Origin of the sequence: Agreia sp. Leaf283 (assembly GCF_001422485.1) — a bacterium.
GTDB lineage: Bacteria > Actinomycetota > Actinomycetes > Actinomycetales > Microbacteriaceae > Agreia.
The window spans coordinates 476,944-493,115 of sequence record NZ_LMNF01000001.1; the positions used below are offsets into that span (position 1 = coordinate 476,944).

Genomic DNA, 16,172 nt, shown 5'->3' on the forward strand with positions numbered 1-16,172 from the left:
GGCTGTGACGACATACAAGGACATCCAGCGGGCCACCGGACTGTCACTCGCCACGATCTCCAAGTACTTCAACGGGCGAAACGTTCTGGCAGCCAATCGCGAAGCCATCGAGTCGGCGGCCCGCGACCTCGACTTCCGCCCCAATCAGCATGCTCGGATGCTGCGGTCGCGACGGTCACGGACGGTCGGTGTGCTGCTGCCTGCACTCGACAACGACTTCCACCTCACCATCGTCGCGGGCGTCGAGGAAGCGCTCCGCCCGCGCGGGATCAGCGTCATCGTGGCAGCCAGTCCCGACCCGAGCGACGACCCCGTGAACCTGCTGATGGACCGGATGGTCGACGGAATCATCGCGATCACCTCACCGCACGACGTGCGCGCACTGAGTGCCGCGGCGGCGCGAGTGCCTGTCGTGATGGTCGACTGGTACATCGACGATCTCTACGCAGACGGCGTCTTCCTCGACAACGTGGCAGCAGGAGCTCTCGGCGCCCGACATCTCCTCGATCATGGTCACCGTCGTATCGGATTCGTCGGCGGCGAACCGATCGTCTCCTCGATGCGCCTGCGGACCGAAGGATTCGAGCGCGCGCTGGCCTCCGACGGAGTGGAGGTGGACCCGGCGTTGGAGCGCTTCGAGCCATTGACGATCGAGGCAGGCTATCGAGCCACGCAGGAGCTCCTCGCTCTCCGGCCTCGCCCCACCGGCCTGTTCACCGCGAACTACGAGCTCACCCTGGGCGCTGTGACCGCCGTGAACGACTCCGGGCTGCGCATCGGCCGCGACATCTCGGTGGTCGGGTTCGACAGTCGCGAGCTCGCCCAGGCGCTCGTGCCGAAACTGACCGTCATCGTGCAGCCGACCCGCAAGATCGCCAGGCACGCGGCCCGCCTCATCGCCGATCACATCGAGTCGCCGAGCGATCGACCCGAACCGAAGATCGAATACCTCGACGCCCACCTCATCCCCGGCGCCTCCGTGACGCGCCTCGATGACAGAGACGACTGATGCGCCCGAGCTGCGCCCCAGCAGACCGCTAGCGTTGGCCGCATGACTGATCTCCGCCAGACAACGCCGTTCGGCCGCACCGGATTCGACGTGAGCCCGCTCGCCCTCGGTACCTCGTCGTGGGGCCAGCTGCGCGAAGGCGAGTCGGGCGACGAGCGCGATGCGCGCATCCGCGAGGTCGCCGAGGCCTTCTTCGCCGGGACGCTCGAGACCACCCTGCTCGACACCTCGAACATGTACGGACCGACGGACGCCGGGCACCTCTCCGAGCTTTTCGCGGGGCAGGCCCTGGCGCAGGCGGCGGGCCCGGATGTCGGGGGCGGGCGTGCAGCATCCGGTCTCGTCATACAGACCAAGCTCGACCGCGACGTGGCCAACGACGACTTCAGCGGTGACCGCATGCGCCGATCGCTCGAGGAATCGCTCTCCCGCCTCGGGGTCGACCGCATCGACGTGCTCTACCTGCACGACCCAGAGGTCGTCGGCTTCGACGCCGTGATGGCGCCCGGCGGAGCCGTCGACGCGCTGGTGGCGATGAAGGAGCAGGGTCTCGCGACCTCGATCGGCATCTCGGGAGGACCGGTGGGCATGCTGCAGCGATTCGTCGAGACCGACCTCTTCGACGCCCTGGTGACCCACAATCGCTTCACCGTGCTCGATCGTTCGGCCGAGGCGCTGCTGGATGCGGCGACCGCGCGCACCGTGGGCGTCTCGAACGCGGCTCCCTACGGGGGCGGCGTACTGACCGGCCGCACGGAGTCGGCGGGAACGTACGGGTACCGCCCGATCAGGCCCGACATGGCGGCGGCACTGGAGCGCCTCCGCGCGATCTGCGACCATCACGGCGTCGCGATGAGCGCGGTGGCGCTCGGTTTCAGCCTGCGCGATCCGCGGGTGCACACCACGATCGTCGGCGCATCCTCGATGAGCAGCTGGAGAAGGGCGGTCGCCGACGCGACCGCCGCGGCGGCCGTACCCGAGAGCCTGTGGGCCGAACTCGCCGACCTGACCCACGGCATCCGACCCCACGACGCCGACTAGCCGGCACCCGCCGTTCCTGCACCCGCCCGTTCCCTGAGCCTGTCGAAGGGGCATCCATCCGTCAGAAGATGCACCCACTTCCCGTCGATACAAGCATCGACTGACGGATGGATCGCACCACCCCCAGCAGGGCGACACCCGGGCAGCAAAAAACCCCCAAGATGGCGAGATCTTGGGGGTTTCGTAGCGGGAGCGGGACTCGAACCCGCGACACCACGATTATGAGCCGTGTGCTCTAACCACCTGAGCTACCCCGCCGGGTGCCGTCCGGTCGGCCGGCAGCTCTCGCTGCCTGCCTGTGGAGGACGGAGCCCCCTGTGGGAATCGGACCCACTACCTCTTCCTTACCAAGGAAGTGCTCTACCAATGAGCTAAGGGGGCGTAGCCAGCGCATGACGATGAAGTCGCGCGTTTTGGCACCTGTAGAGAATAGCATCACAACACGGCCGCTCCGAACCGCTGTCTGGGGTCGAAACGATTCGAGGCTAGAGTGTTCGGCATGACAGTCGAACTCACCGAGACTTCCGACGCGCCCGAATCGTCGTCGCAGGCATCCCTGATCGCGATCGGCAGCGGCACCGAGTGGTGGCGCTCCGCCGTGATCTACCAGATCTACCCTCGATCGTTCGCCGACAGCGACGGCGACGGCATCGGCGATCTGCCCGGAATCACGAGCCGCCTCGAGTCACTCGCCGACCTCGGCGTCGACGCCATCTGGCTGTCGCCGTTCTTCACATCTCCGCAGCACGACGCGGGCTACGACGTGGCCGACTACGTCGATGTCGACCCCCTGTTCGGCACCCTGTCCGACTTCGACACGATGCTCGCTCGCGCGCACGAACTCGGCCTCAAGGTGATCGTCGACCTCGTTCCCAATCACACCTCCTGGGATCACGAGTGGTTCAAGGCCGCCCTCGCCGCGCCCGAAGGCAGCCCCGAACGCGATCGGTACATGTTCCGCGACGGCCTCGGCGAGAACGGCGAGATCGCCCCCAACAACTGGCAGTCCGTGTTCGGCGGCCCCATGTGGGAGCGCACGACCAACGCCGACGGCACCCCCGGCCAGTGGTACCTGCACATCTTCGACGTGAGCCAGCCCGACCTCAACTGGGAGAATCCGTGGGTGCGCGAGCAGATGCTCGGCGTGCTGCGCTTCTGGCTCGATCGCGGCGTCGACGGCTTCAGGGTGGATGTCGCGCACGGCCTGATCAAGGAGGCCGGGCTTCCCGACTACACGCCTCCCGCCGACGCCGGCAGCATGGGCGGCGGATTGCCGCCGCTCGAGCCGGGCATCGACGCCGACGAGCCCGCGACCCCGCCCTATTGGGCGCAGGACGGCGTGCACGAGATCTACCGATCGTGGCACGCGGTGCTCGACGAGTACGAGGGCGACAGGGTGCTCTGCGCCGAGGCCTGGGTCGAGCCCCTCACCAAGCTCGCCCGCTGGGTGCGCCCCGACGAGATGCAGCAGGCGTTCAACTTCACCTACCTCTCGGCGTCGTGGAACGCCCCCGAGCTGCGCACCGTCATCGACACGTCGATCCACGCGTTCGGCACGGTCGGAGCCCCCTCCACCTGGGTGCTGTCCAACCACGACGTGGTGCGTCACGCCAGCCGACTCGCACTCGGCGCGGACAACCTGCAGGGCGACGGCATCGGCCCCAAGTCCCCCGGCCTTCCCGACCCGGTGCTCGGACTCCGCCGCGCCCGCGCCGCCACGGCGCTGATGCTCGCCCTTCCCGGCAGCTCCTACGTCTACCAGGGCGAGGAACTGGGGCTACCCGAGGCCATCCACCTGCCCGACGACGCGCGCCAGGACCCCACGTGGTTCCGCACCAAGGGCAAGCGATACGGGCGCGATGGATGCCGCGTGCCGATTCCCTGGGAGGCCGGCAAGCCCAGCTACGGCTTCGGTCCCACGACCGCGAGCTGGTTGCCGCAGCCGGACGACTGGGACGAGTTCTCACGCGACAGCCAGAACGGCGTCGCCGGTTCGACACTCGAGCTCTACAAGCTGGCCCTCTCGCTGCGAGCCGAGCACGAGCTCGGAACGGGAGCGATCGACTGGCTGCCGGGCTACGGAGACGACGTGATCGCCTTCTCGAACGGGGCGGTCACCGTGATCTCGAACATCGGCTCGGTGCCCGTCGAACTGCCCGTGGCGACGGTGCTGCTCGCGTCCGAGACGGTCGACGAGGGAGTTCTGCCCGTAGACACGACGGTCTGGCTCGCCAACTAGCCCACGGGAGCCCGCCGCGGCCCCAGCACGCATCGACTCCTCGAAAAAGCACCCAAGAATCCGGTCTTGGGTGCTTTTTCGACGAGTGAGTTCGAGGGAACCGATCCGCGCCTAGTTGGCGTACTGGTTGAGCCAGGGCATCGGGTCGATCGGGGTGTCGCCGGAGTCGTGGATCTCGAAGTGCAGGTGCGCACCCGTGGAGGTTCCGGTGCTGCCGACGTTGCCGACCTGCTGGCCGACCTTCACGTCTTCGCCCTTGCTCATGGCGACGGACGAGCACTGCATGTGGCCGTAGAGGCTCGCGAACTTCATGCCGTTGACGTTGTGATCGACGATGACGTAGCAGCCGTAGCCGCCGGCGTCGCTCTTCTGGGCGAGACGCACGGTGCCGTCGGCGATCACCTGGATGGGCGCGCCCATGCCCGGGTTGAAGTCGATGCCCTGATGGTTCGTGCTTCCGATGCCGCCGGGCGACGAGCGGTAGCCGAACCCGTCGCTGATGGGAACGCCCGTGGGGAACGGCCACTGGATGGTGCCGCTCGTGTCGTTCGAGAAGGTGTCGGCGGTGTTGAAGCCGGTCATCGACACCTTGGGAACGCTCGTGACCGTGTAGCCGTCGCGACCGACCTGCGAGGCGGATGCCTCGGCGTCGGTCTTCAGCTGCTGCTTGGCGGTCTCGCCGAGCGTGTTCTGCTGGGCCTGCACCTGCACGCTCTGCGAGATCGAGGCATCCGGCGTGGCGGCGAAGTAGGCCTCTGCCGGAAGCGACGTCGCCACGGCGATTCCACCGGCCACAAGGAACGCGAACATGCCGAAGCTCTTCTTGGCCATCGACTTGGTCGACGGGCGGCGGCGGCGCTGCGGGATCGCGGCCTCACCGGCTCCGGCTCCGGATGCGGCGGAGGCCGACTTGGGCGAGCTGACACGGGTCCGCTCCGCCGCAGCACTGGCTGCCCGGCGACCGGCCTTGGCACGGGGCGGCGTGTTCTCGTCGTCGGAGGAGTCGGACCCGGCACGGCGGCCCGGTCGGCGGCCCTGCGAAGGAGCCGGAACCTCGCCGAGAACATCGGCCAGGCCGATGACCTTGGTGCCGGATGCCGGGGTGTTCGTCGATGCCGCATCGAGTGCGACGGGAAGGTCGACGGGCGAGTCGGTGGCGGAGGAATCGGGCCCTTCGACCGTGATATCGACGGCGGAGACGGCGGTGACGGTCTGCGTCACACCCGCAGCGACCTGCTCGGGCTCGGTCGTGGCGAAGGCGACGGCCGACGCGAGCTCCTCGGTCGAGGCTGCCGCGCGGCGCCCGCGTGGGCGGACGGCGTTCTCGAAGGCCATGCGCTCCGCTTCGCGCTCCTGGGCTTCGGAGAGGATGACGGGGGCGGCGGCCCCGGCGGCGCGAGCCGCCCTGCGGGTGAGCGGTGCGGCGGCCGCAGGCGCATCCGGTGTCTGGGTCGAGACCGACGAACTCGGCGGCGACACGACCGAAAGACCGGGCGAAGCCTGCCTTCTGGCCCTGCGCGACTGCGGTGCTGCGTCTGTCACGGGCGTTGAACCGTCGGCCTCAGACGAGAGATCATCTGGACGGGGGTTGTGACGAGCCAAGGCGCAGGAATTCCAATACCGATTCGGGTTTTCAGTGGATGGGCGTCTCGTACCAACTCGGGTAAGCGGAAGACGCGACTGTCGACACTAACGGCAGAGTCTGAAAATTCCCGCAGAGTGAGACGATTCAGTACGGTCTGCGCCCGAGTGAGGTCAGATCAGGCCGGCGGATGCGTAGAGATCGCGCAGGATCGGCTCGAGTTCGCCGGCCAGCGTCTCATCGGCCGCGAGCAGGAAGCGGATGCTCTCGGCGTCGCCGTCGAAGCCGCCGACGTGGCCGCCTGCCTCGCGGACGACCAGAGCGCCGGCCGCGTGATCCCAGGCATTGAGGCCGCGTTCGGCATAGGCGTCGAGGCGGCCCGCGGCCACCCAGCACAGGTCGAGCGAGGCCGAGCCCGCTCGACGGATGTCACGAACCTGCCCGAGGATTCCGGCCAGCACCTGGCCTTGGCGCGAGCGCGTCTCTGCGCTGTACGAGAACCCCGTGCTGAGGAGGGTCTGCTCGAGCGAGACGCCGGAATTGACCTGCAGCTGCTGCGAACCGAGGTATGCCCCGCCGCCCTGGGCCGCCGTGAAGACCTCTCCGTTCGCTGGGTTCACCACGCAGCCTGCGAGCGCATTCCACTCCGCGGGGTCGGATCCTCCCTCGACCACGGCGATGCTCACGGCGTACTGCGGAATTCCGTAGAGGTAGTTGACGGTGCCGTCGATGGGGTCCACGATCCAGGTGAGTCCGGAGCCGCCGGTCGTGCCCGTCGACTCCTCGCCCAGGAAGCCGTCGTCCGGCCGCACGTCTGCGATGGCGGCGCGCACGTAGGCCTCGACCTCGCGGTCGGCCAGTGTCACCACGTCGACGATGGAGGACTTCGTGGCGGCGACCTCGACCCCCTCGGCCCTGCGGCGAGCGGCGAGAGCTCCCGCTTCGAGGCCGACTCGGCGGGCGATGGTGAGCAGGTCGGTGTTCGCAGCGATCGTCATGGGTAGAGCCTGACACAGCGGGCGCGGGCCCCCGGAACCGGCAACGGTGACCGCGACGATATGGGGGTTACGCCGCGGCCACCGCCGGAGGGACATCCGCACGCGAATGCCCTCATGAAAAGAGACGTGTCATGGGCGTCTCCATTACGCCGCCGTGGGAGAAATAGTGAGAAAATTTTGCGATCGGCGCGGATGGGCGTTCCGCGGCATCGCGTCACTGGTCGGTGCGCGCCTCGTGAACGTGCAATTCCAGGTCGATGAAGGCAGCGATCATGGCCCGATACGTGCTCTCGACGACCTCGGGCGACGCGGCCGCGTCGGCTGCGAGGGAACGCACCTTCGCGATGACCGCCTCCACTCGATCGGGAGCACGCACCGCCGCCCTGTCGGTCTTGAGCCTTCCAGCCTCGACCACCCAGGCCTGGCGGCGCCCGATGAGCTCGACTATCTCGCGGTCGATGTCGTCGATGCGTCGACGCACCTCGTCGATCGTGGGGTTCTGCATGCTCAGGAGTCTAGAGAACTGCGAAGCAGACGAGGCGAAACGAACGCCGGCAGGCGAGGAGAAGACACTAGTGTCGTTCCCGGAGGATGGCTCATGAAAAGCGACGGCAGACCCGCGACGATCTACGACGTCGCGCGCCAGGCCGGGGTCTCCCACCAGACCGTTACTCGCCTGCTCAGCGGTTTCGAAGGCATACGACCGGCGACCCGGGCGCGCGTCGAGGAGGCCATCGCCTCTCTGGAGTACCGACCGAACCGGGCCGCTCGACTCCTGCGCACCAACCGCTCGAATCGCATCGGAGCGCTGGCGCAGGAGATGACCAAGAGCGGGCCCTCGATGGTCATCAAAGGCGCCAGCCGGCGGGCGCACGAGGTCGGCTACGTGCTCGACATCGTGATGGTCGACGGATACGACGACAACTCGATCCTCGATGTGCTGACCACGTTCCAGCACGATCGGGTCGCGGGCATCCTCGCCACGGCTCAGACGGAGCAGATGCAGCAGATCTTCCTGTCGCTTCCCATCACGGTGCCGATGCAGATGGGCTCCCACGTCGACGACCCTGCGGGACGCCACGACATCCAGGCGAAGACCGGCCAGTTGGCCGCGCAGCACCTCGCCGGCCTCGGCCACCGCAAAGCGCTCGTCATCAGCGGCGGCCGCGACTGGATGTCTGCACAGGAACGACTCAAAGGGTTCCAGGCCGAGGGTCTTCGGTCGGGAATCGAGGTGCTGGTCGAGTACGGCGACTGGACACCTGAATCGGGCTACCGCATCGGTCGGGGGCTCGACCTCGACGCCGGGATCACGGCCATTTTCGCCGAGAACGACCACATGGCCCTGGGTGCGATACGTGCGTTGCACGAGCGGGGCTGCGAAGCCCCCCGCGATATCAGCATCATGGGCGTCGACGACATTCTCGAGTCCCGCTACCTCACTCCGCCGCTGACCACGGTGGCGATCGACTTCGAGGCCGAGGGGCGTTTCGCGATCGATCTGCTCGTCTCGCGGGTCGACGGCGCCGAACGGCCGGGGCCGGAGCGAGTTCCGGCGCCCCGGCTCATAGAGCGAGAATCCACCCGAGCGATCTAGGGCCTCATCAGCCTTTTCTCCAACGGGAAAAACTGACTGTTGCATTCGGCGACTCCGTGTCGTAGTTTTCACTCAGCCGAATGTTGTCGACAACATTTGTAGAAGCATCCGGCTGATCACCTCGACAACGGAGTCACAGACAGCCATGCAACGACGCTTCCCTGCACTGACCGATCGCATTCTCTTCGGCGCCGCCTACTACGCCGAGTACCAGCGCTCAGGCACCCTCGACCGCGACCTCGACCTGATGGTCGAGGCCGGATTCACGGTCATCCGCGTAGGCGAGTCGGTGTGGTCGACCTGGGAGCCGCGCGACGGCGAGTTCGACCTCGAGTGGCTGCTGCCGGTTCTCGACGGGGCTCACGCCCGAGGAATCTCGGTGATCCTCGGAACGCCGACCTACGCGGTTCCGCCGTGGCTGCAGCGCATCCATCCGGAGATCGCCGCCGAGAACGCCGACGGCTCCACCGTCGGCTGGGGCCAGCGCCAGGAGATGGACTACTCGCATCCGACGTTCCGCTGGTACGCCGAGCGCATCATCCGCGCCGTCGTCGGACGCTACGCCGAACACCCGGCCGTGATCGGATACCAGGTCGACAACGAACCCGGCCAGCAACTGGCCCACAACCACCACGTCATGCAGGGCTTCCTCGAATGGCTCCGCGCCAAGTACGGCACCCTCGAGAACCTGAACGAGCAGTGGGGCCTCGTCTACTGGTCTCACCGCCTCAGCGAATGGGCCGACCTCTGGACCCCGAAGGGCAACCTACAGCCGCAGTACGCGCTGGAGTGGCGCCGCTACCACTCTGCGCTGGTGACCGAGTTCATCGGCTGGGAGGCCGACATCGTGCGCGAGTACGCGAACGAGGGGCAGTTCGTGACGACGTGCATCAGCTACAACCGGCCCCCGGTGAGCGACGACGAACTCGTCGAACGACTCGACATCACCGCCGGCAATCCCTACTACCGCATGCAGGACGGGCTCTCGAACGTCGTCGAGACCCGCGCGGACGCCCCGTGGTGGACATCCGGGCCCTGGGCACTGTTCGGGCAGGCCGACCGCATGTACTCGACCTCGCAGGACAGGTTCCTCGTGACCGAGACGAACGCGCAGTCGATCGGCGGCCACTGGCAGAACCAGCCGCCGTATCCGGGGCAGATCGTGCAGGCCGGGCTCGCCCTCGTCTCCCGCGGCGCACGCATGATCGAGTACTGGCATTGGCACACCCTGCACTTCGGCGTCGAGACCTACTGGGGTGGCGTGCTCCCGCACAGCCAGCGCCCCGGCCGCATCTACCGCGAGGTCGCCGAGCTCGGATCGATCCTCGGCACGCTCGGCTCCGAGCTCGAGGGCTACACCCCGAGTGCGGATGCCGCGATCATCTGGTCGACCGACACCCGGTGGTCGTTCCAGTCGTACCCGCCCCTCGCGAAGCCAGACGGCGACCGCGACCCCGAGTCGTACCAGCGCATCTACGACAGCTTCTACCGGGGCGCGCACGACGCCGGCCTGCAACTGCGTGTGCTGCACGACCGTCAGTTCGCCGCACTCGATCCGGCCGAACTGGCCCGCGACATCCCGATTCTGTTCGCCCCGGCCGTCTACGTGGCCGACGACGCGCTGCTCGATCAGCTGCGCGCCTACGCCGAGGCGGGCGGGCACCTCGTGCTCGGCCCCCGCACCGGCTACGGAGACGAGCTCGCCCGGGCCCGCCGCGGCGTCGCCCCCGACCGCCTCGCCGAGGCGGCCGGAGCCTGGTACGAGGAGTACTCGAATCTCGACGCGCCCGTCGCAGTCGTGTCGACGGGGCAGCTCGAGCTCGCGCCTTCCGCGAGCGCCACGGCGTGGGCCGACGGCGTGATCGCCGACGGGGCCGAGGTGCTCGCCACCTACGACCACCACTTCCTCGGGCGGTTCGCCGCCGTCACGAGCACACCCTTCGGAGCCGGACGCATCACCTACGTGGGCACGGTGCCCGATGCAGGGCTCTCGTCATCCGTCGCCCGCTGGGTGAAGGGCGACACCGTGAAGACCGGATGGCCGGTGCCGGCCGCGGTGTCGGTCGTCTCCGGCTCGAGCGACGCGCACGACACCATCTGGTTCGTGCACAACTGGTCGCCCGATGCCGTCACCGTGACGGCCCCCGCATCCCTCACCGATCTCGTCGACGGCGCCGCCGTCGCGCACGGGTCGGACATTCTCCTCGCCCCCTGGTCCGTCAGGGTTCTCAGCGAGGACTGACCGTTCGCCACCGGGCGAACGTGAACCACTCACACAAAAGGAAAGGTCACATGCGAACCACAGCACGCCGCACAGCACTGTCGCTGGGCACCATCGTCGTCACGGCCGGACTCCTGCTGACGGGCTGCACCAGCCCCGGAAGCTCGACGACCGACAAGACGACCGTGTCGCAGGCCGACATCGACAAGGCCCTCGACACCCCCACCAAGCTCACCTTCTGGACCTGGGTTCCCGACATCGAGAACGAGGTCGCCCTCTTCGAGAAGAAGTACCCGAAGATCGACGTCGAGGTCGTGAACGTGGGCAACGGCGCCGATGAGTACACCAAGCTGCGCACGGCATTGAAGGCGGGCAAGGGCGCCCCGGATGTCGCGCAGATCGAATACCAGTACCTCTCGTCGTTCCGGTTGACCGACAGCCTCGCCGACCTCACGCCGTACGGCGCGGCGGATCTGTCGGACGAATACGTCGAGTGGGTCTGGAACCAGGTGCAGACGGAGGACGGCTCGGTCTGGGCGATCCCGCAGGACTCCGGCCCCCTCGGCAATCTCTACCGCAGCGACATCCTGGCGCAGGCCGGCATCACCGAGGCCCCCACCACGTGGGCGCAGTACGCCGAGGACGCCGCGACGATCAAGGCGGCGACCGGCTCCTACATCTCGAACATGCCGGGCAACGACCCCGGCCAGATGGTCGGACTCTTCTGGCAGGCCGGCGCGAAGCCGTTCGGCTACGACGGCGACAAGACAGTGAAGGTCGACATCGCCAGCGACGAGACGAAGAAGGTCGTCGACTACTGGAACGACCTCATCCAGAAGGACCTCGTCTCGGTCGATCCCGACTTCAACGACAGCTTCTACCAGAGCCTCGCGTCGGGCAAGTACGCCGGATGGGTGACCGCCGCCTGGGCTCCCGTGTTCCTGCAGGGAACCGCCGCCAACACCTCGGGCAAGTGGACCGCGGCCAAGATCCCGCAGTGGAACGAGGGTGACGACGTGTCGGGCAACTGGGGCGGGTCGTCGGATGTCGTGCTCAAGACGAGCGAGAACCCGATCGCCGCGTACGAACTCGCCAAGTTCATCAACAACGACCCCGAGTCGACGTTGAAGTTCGCGACCGACCAGTTCCTGTTCCCGACCAAGACCGACACCCTCGCCGACCCGGCATTCGTCGATCAGGAGGCGGAGTTCTACGGAGGACAGAAGGTCAACGAGCTCTTTGCCGGAGTCTCCGACACCGTCGACGTCTCGTTCGAGTGGCTGCCGTTCATGGACTACGTCTACTCGAGCTACAACGAGACGCTCGGAAAGGCGATCGCCGACAAGACCGACCTCTCGACCGCCCTCCAGGCCTGGGACGACGAGGTCACCGCGTACGCGAAGAAGCAGGGCTTCACGGTCGAGTAGCCACGAGCGGGTGCCGTGCGTCGACGCGGGCGGCACCCGCTTTCCCCTCCCCCTTCCCCTGTGATTTCAATGACGAGATAAGGAAGAACCGTGGCCGTCCTCGCCGCATCCGCATCCGCACCACCGAACAGTCGACGCCAACGCCCGCCTCGACAGCGCTCGACGCAGTCGACCCGCCGCCAGACGCGGGCCGCTTACCTACTCATCACCCCGTTCCTCATCGTCTTCGTCGCGATGCTGATCGTTCCCCTCTTCTATTCGGGATACCTCAGCCTCTTCGCCACGCAGCTGATCGGCGGACAGGAGTTCGTGGGCCTCGCCAACTACCTCCAGGCTTTGACCGACCCGAGCTTCCTCGGCGGCCTGGGGCGGGTGGGACTCTTCCTGCTCATCCAGGTGCCCATCATGCTCGTTCTCGCCCTGTTCTTCGCCCTGGCGCTCGACAGCTCCCGGGTCAGGGGAAGCAAGGCCGCCCGCCTCGCGATCTTCGTGCCGTACGCGGTTCCCGGCGTCGTCGCCACGCTCATGTGGGGCTACCTCTACGGCAACGACTTCGGCCCGATCGCCCAGACCTTCCGCGCGATCGGAATCGATGCGCCGAACCTGCTGGCCAACGACAACATCCTCGGGTCGATGATGAACATCGTCACGTGGGAGTTCGTGGGCTACAACATGATCATCATGTACGCGGCCCTCCGCACGATCCCGACGGAGCTCTTCGACGCAGCCGAGGTCGACGGTGCCAGCGAGTGGCGCGTCGCCTGGAGCATCAAGATCCCCGCCATCCGGCCGGCCATCATGCTCACCGTCATCTTCTCGATCATCGGGTCGTTCCAGCTCTTCAATGAGCCGAACCTTCTGTACCGGCTCGCGCCCAACGTGATCGGCAACGACTTCACCCCCAACCAGTACGCCTACACGGTGGCCTTCGTGAACCAGGACGTGCCCTACGCCGCGGCGATCGCCTTCCTGCTGGGCCTCGTCATCATGGTCGTCTCGTACGTCGTGCAACTCTCGACCCAGCGCAAGGAGAACCTCTCATGAGCGCCCCGACCGTCTCAGCACCGACGCCGACCGCGATCGACGCGCCCCGGGCATCCACACCCCGCGCGAAGCGGCACCGCCGCCAGATCATGCGCGAGGGTCGCCGCAGCACCCTGCTCACCGTGCTGCTCTGGGCGTGCGCCGCCTACTTCCTGCTGCCGCTGCTCTGGCTGCTGATCGCCTCGACCAAGAGCAACGCCGACCTCTTCTCGTCGTTCGGGTTCTGGTTCGGCAAGGACTTCAACCTGTTCACGAACATCGCCCAGGTGTTCACGTTCAAAGACGGCGTCTACCTGCGCTGGGTTCTGAACACCGTGGTCTATGCCGGAGTGAGCGCATTCGGCGCCTCTCTCCTCGCGACGATGGCCGGCTACGGCTTCGCGAAGTACCGGTTCCCGGGCGGGCGGGCCATCTTCAGCGTCGTGCTCGGATCGATCATGATCCCGCTCACCGCCCTGGCGATCCCGACCTACCTGCTGTTCAGCTCTGCAGGGCTCACGAACACCCCGTTCGCCGTCATCATCCCCTCGCTCGTCAGCCCGTTCGGCGTGTATCTGATGCGCGTCTACGCGGCCGAGTCGGTTCCCGACAGCCTGATCGAGGCCGCACGAATGGATGGCGCGGGCGAGTTGCGCATCTTCTGGCAGGTCGCGCTGCGGCAGCTGGGCCCGGGCGTGGTCACCGTGTTCCTCTTCTCGCTCGTCGCGACCTGGAACAATTACTTCCTGCCGCTCATCATGCTGAACACCTCCGATCTCTACCCGCTCACGGTGGGGCTCGCGCAGTGGCAGGCGACGGCGGCGGCCGGCAGCGGATCGCAGGCGTTGTTCTCGACGGTCATCACGGGTTCGCTCGTGTCGATCATCCCCCTCGTCATCGCGTTCCTCTTTCTTCAGCGGTACTGGCAGTCAGGTCTCGGAACAGGAGCAGTAAAAGGATGATCGGCAACAACGCGCCCGTGTGGTTCGGCGGCGACTACAACCCGGAGCAATGGCCCGAAGAGGTGTGGGCCGACGATGTGCGGCTCATGCAGAGGGCCGGGGTCACCATCGCCACGGTCGGCGTCTTCTCGTGGGCGAAGCTCGAACCGCGAGACGGCGAGTTCGACTTCGCCTGGCTCGACCGGGTCATCGACGGGCTGCACGCGGGCGGAGTGAAGGTCGACCTGGCCACGGCCACCGCCTCTCCCCCGCCGTGGCTCAGCGCCGCGCATCCCGAGATCCTGCCCGTGACCGCCGAGGGAGTGCGCCTCGGCGTGGGCAGCAGGCAGCAGTACAGCCCGAGCTCGCAGGTGTACCGCCAGTACGCGACCCGCCTCGTGCGCGCCCTCGCCGAACGTTACGGCGCGCATCCGGCCGTCGCGGCCTGGCACATCAACAACGAATACGGATGCCACGTGTCGCAGTCGTTCGACGACGAGTCGGCGGCCGCGTTCCGGGTCTGGCTCGAGGCGAAGTACGGCAGCATCGAGGCGCTGAACCACGCGTGGGGCACGGCGTTCTGGTCGCAGCACTACGCCGAGTTCAGCGAGGTGGGCCCGCCCCGCGCTATGCCGTCGTTCCCCAACCCGACGCAGATGCTCGACTTCCATCGCTTCTCCTCCGACGCGCTGCTCGAGTGCTACCGGGCCGAGCTGGCGGTCCTGCGCGAGGTGACACCCGACATCCCCGTCACGACGAACTTCATGGGCTTCTTCAAGCCGGTCGACTACTGGAAGTGGGCGAAGGAGGTCGACTTCGTCTCCGACGACTCCTACCCCGACCCGGCGGACCCGCTCTCCCCCGCGTTCGCGGCAATGACCCGCGACCTCATGCGCTCGCTGCGCGGCGGCCAGCCGTGGATGCTCATGGAGCAGACGACAGGCGCCGTCAACTGGCGCACCCGCAACGCCCCGAAACTGCCGGGCGAGAACCGGCTCTACTCGATGCAGTCGGTGGCCCGCGGCGCCGACGGCATCCTGTACTTCCAGTGGAGGCAGTCGGTCGCCGGAGCCGAGAAGTTCCACGCCGCGATGGTGCCGCACGCCGGAGAGGACACGCGCATCTTCCGCGAGGTGACCGCCCTCGGCGCCGAGCTGTCGACCATGGGCGACGTGATCGGCTCCCGTGTTCCGAGCTCTGTCGCGATCGTCTTCGACTGGGATTCGTGGAACGCCGTCGAGCAGGCCGCGTCACCTGCCCAGTTGGTCTATCTCGACGAGATCATGTCGTGGCACTGGTCGCTGCGAGCGCTCGGCGTGACGGTCGACTTCGTCGAGCCGGGCGCTTCTCTCGACGGGTACTCGCTCGTCATCGCACCGGCGCTCTTCGCCGTGCCCCGCGCGGCGCTCGAGACGCTGGCTGCGGTTCCCGCGCGCGGAGGGCAACTCATCGTGGGCTACCAGACCGGCATCCTCGACGAGAACCTGCACGTGCAGCAGGGCGGCTACCTCGGTCCTCTGCAAGCCGCACTCGGCGTGCGGGTCGAGGAGTTCGCGCCCCTCGCCGGCCCCGATCTGCGGGGCACAGGAACCGCGCCCGTGCCGACCACCGCCATCCGGTTCGGTGACACGGTGCGCGCGGCCTCGGTCTGGACCGAGCTTCTGCACGCCGACGACGCCGAGGTTCTGTCGACGTTCACCGAGGGGCTTGCCGAGGGGTCACCCGCGATCACGCGCCGCTCGTCGGGCGTGCCGGCAGGCGGGCCGGATGCGCCGGATGCGGCGGGCGGAACGGCCTGGTACGTGGCGACCCGCCCCGACACCGCCACGGTGTTCGAGCTGCTGCTCGATGCGCTCGACCGCGCGGGCGTGCGGCCCCTGCTCGACGGGTCGAACCCCGACATCGAGGTCGTCGAGCGCGCCGGAACGCGCTGGGTGCTGAACTTCGGTCGCGCCGAGGCGACGGTCACTGTCGGAGGCGACACGGTGACGATCGCAGCTCACGACCTGGTGAGGCTGCCTGTGGCGTAGCGTCGGGGCTCCGTGTTGCGGCGGACCCCGGTGAGTGTGCCCGTTTACCTCCGTTCTGTCGGCG

The 16,172-nt window shown here is 67.5% G+C and carries 12 protein-coding genes and 2 tRNA genes; 9 read left to right on the top strand and 5 right to left on the bottom strand.

Annotation, left to right across the window (positions count from 1 at the left end; genetic code table 11):
- Positions 1–4: 4 nt before the first annotated feature.
- Together ASF51_RS02115 and ASF51_RS02120 are read left to right on the top strand one after the other, a co-directional pair.
- On the top strand, positions 5–1,009 hold the full coding sequence (locus ASF51_RS02115) for a LacI family DNA-binding transcriptional regulator (protein WP_055924537.1): 1,005 nt from the start codon (positions 5–7) through the stop codon (positions 1,007–1,009).
- Positions 1,010–1,051: 42 nt separating this feature from the next.
- Entirely contained in the window at positions 1,052–2,050 is a 999-nt protein-coding gene (locus tag ASF51_RS02120; RefSeq protein WP_055924540.1) for an aldo/keto reductase, read from the top strand.
- A gap of 184 nt (positions 2,051–2,234) precedes the next feature.
- Here ASF51_RS02120 and ASF51_RS02125 read toward each other — a convergent pair.
- Positions 2,235–2,308 (bottom strand) — tRNA-Met (locus ASF51_RS02125).
- Between the two features lie 51 nt (positions 2,309–2,359).
- A tRNA-Thr gene (locus ASF51_RS02130) sits at positions 2,360–2,431 on the bottom strand.
- A gap of 118 nt (positions 2,432–2,549) precedes the next feature.
- Between ASF51_RS02130 and ASF51_RS02135 the strand changes: the two genes are divergently transcribed.
- Entirely contained in the window at positions 2,550–4,289 is a 1,740-nt protein-coding gene (locus ASF51_RS02135; RefSeq protein WP_082479647.1) for a glycoside hydrolase family 13 protein, read from the top strand.
- 111 nt (positions 4,290–4,400) lie between these two features.
- Here ASF51_RS02135 and ASF51_RS02140 read toward each other — a convergent pair whose 3' ends face one another.
- The 3 genes from ASF51_RS02140 to ASF51_RS02150 form a co-directional block, all read right to left on the bottom strand.
- Positions 4,401–5,831 (bottom strand): M23 family metallopeptidase, encoded by a 1,431-nt coding sequence (locus tag ASF51_RS02140; protein ID WP_157411968.1) that lies wholly within the window; start codon positions 5,829–5,831, stop codon positions 4,401–4,403.
- Between the two features lie 213 nt (positions 5,832–6,044).
- On the bottom strand, positions 6,045–6,869 hold the full coding sequence (locus ASF51_RS02145; protein WP_055924546.1) for an inositol monophosphatase family protein: 825 nt from the start codon (positions 6,867–6,869) through the stop codon (positions 6,045–6,047).
- Positions 6,870–7,083: 214 nt separating this feature from the next.
- Positions 7,084–7,374, bottom strand: coding sequence for a chorismate mutase (locus ASF51_RS02150; protein ID WP_055924549.1), 291 nt, complete (start codon positions 7,372–7,374; stop codon positions 7,084–7,086).
- Between the two features lie 93 nt (positions 7,375–7,467).
- On the opposite strand from ASF51_RS02150, the gene ASF51_RS02155 reads away from it, so the two are divergent.
- The 6 genes from ASF51_RS02155 (at position 7,468) to ASF51_RS02180 (ending at position 16,108) form a co-directional block, all read left to right on the top strand.
- Positions 7,468–8,466 carry a LacI family DNA-binding transcriptional regulator gene (locus ASF51_RS02155; protein ID WP_055924552.1) on the top strand — a complete coding sequence of 333 codons (999 nt, stop codon included), beginning with the start codon at positions 7,468–7,470 and terminating at the stop codon, positions 8,464–8,466.
- 145 nt (positions 8,467–8,611) lie between these two features.
- On the top strand, positions 8,612–10,708 hold the full coding sequence (locus ASF51_RS02160; protein ID WP_055924556.1) for a beta-galactosidase: 2,097 nt from the start codon (positions 8,612–8,614) through the stop codon (positions 10,706–10,708).
- Positions 10,709–10,758: 50 nt separating this feature from the next.
- Positions 10,759–12,114 (top strand): ABC transporter substrate-binding protein, encoded by a 1,356-nt coding sequence (locus tag ASF51_RS02165; RefSeq protein WP_235497102.1) that lies wholly within the window; start codon positions 10,759–10,761, stop codon positions 12,112–12,114.
- Positions 12,115–12,204: 90 nt separating this feature from the next.
- On the top strand, positions 12,205–13,158 hold the full coding sequence (locus ASF51_RS02170; RefSeq protein WP_055924559.1) for a carbohydrate ABC transporter permease: 954 nt from the start codon (positions 12,205–12,207) through the stop codon (positions 13,156–13,158).
- The gene (locus ASF51_RS02175) at positions 13,155–14,099 is read left to right on the top strand and encodes a carbohydrate ABC transporter permease (protein WP_055924562.1); all 945 of its coding nucleotides are present in this window, start codon (positions 13,155–13,157) and stop codon (positions 14,097–14,099) included. The genes ASF51_RS02170 and ASF51_RS02175 overlap by 4 nt, the downstream gene beginning before the upstream one ends.
- The gene (locus ASF51_RS02180) at positions 14,096–16,108 is read left to right on the top strand and encodes a beta-galactosidase (RefSeq protein WP_055924565.1); all 2,013 of its coding nucleotides are present in this window, start codon (positions 14,096–14,098) and stop codon (positions 16,106–16,108) included. Before ASF51_RS02175 ends, ASF51_RS02180 begins: the two co-directional genes overlap by 4 nt.
- Positions 16,109–16,172 lie beyond the last annotated feature (64 nt).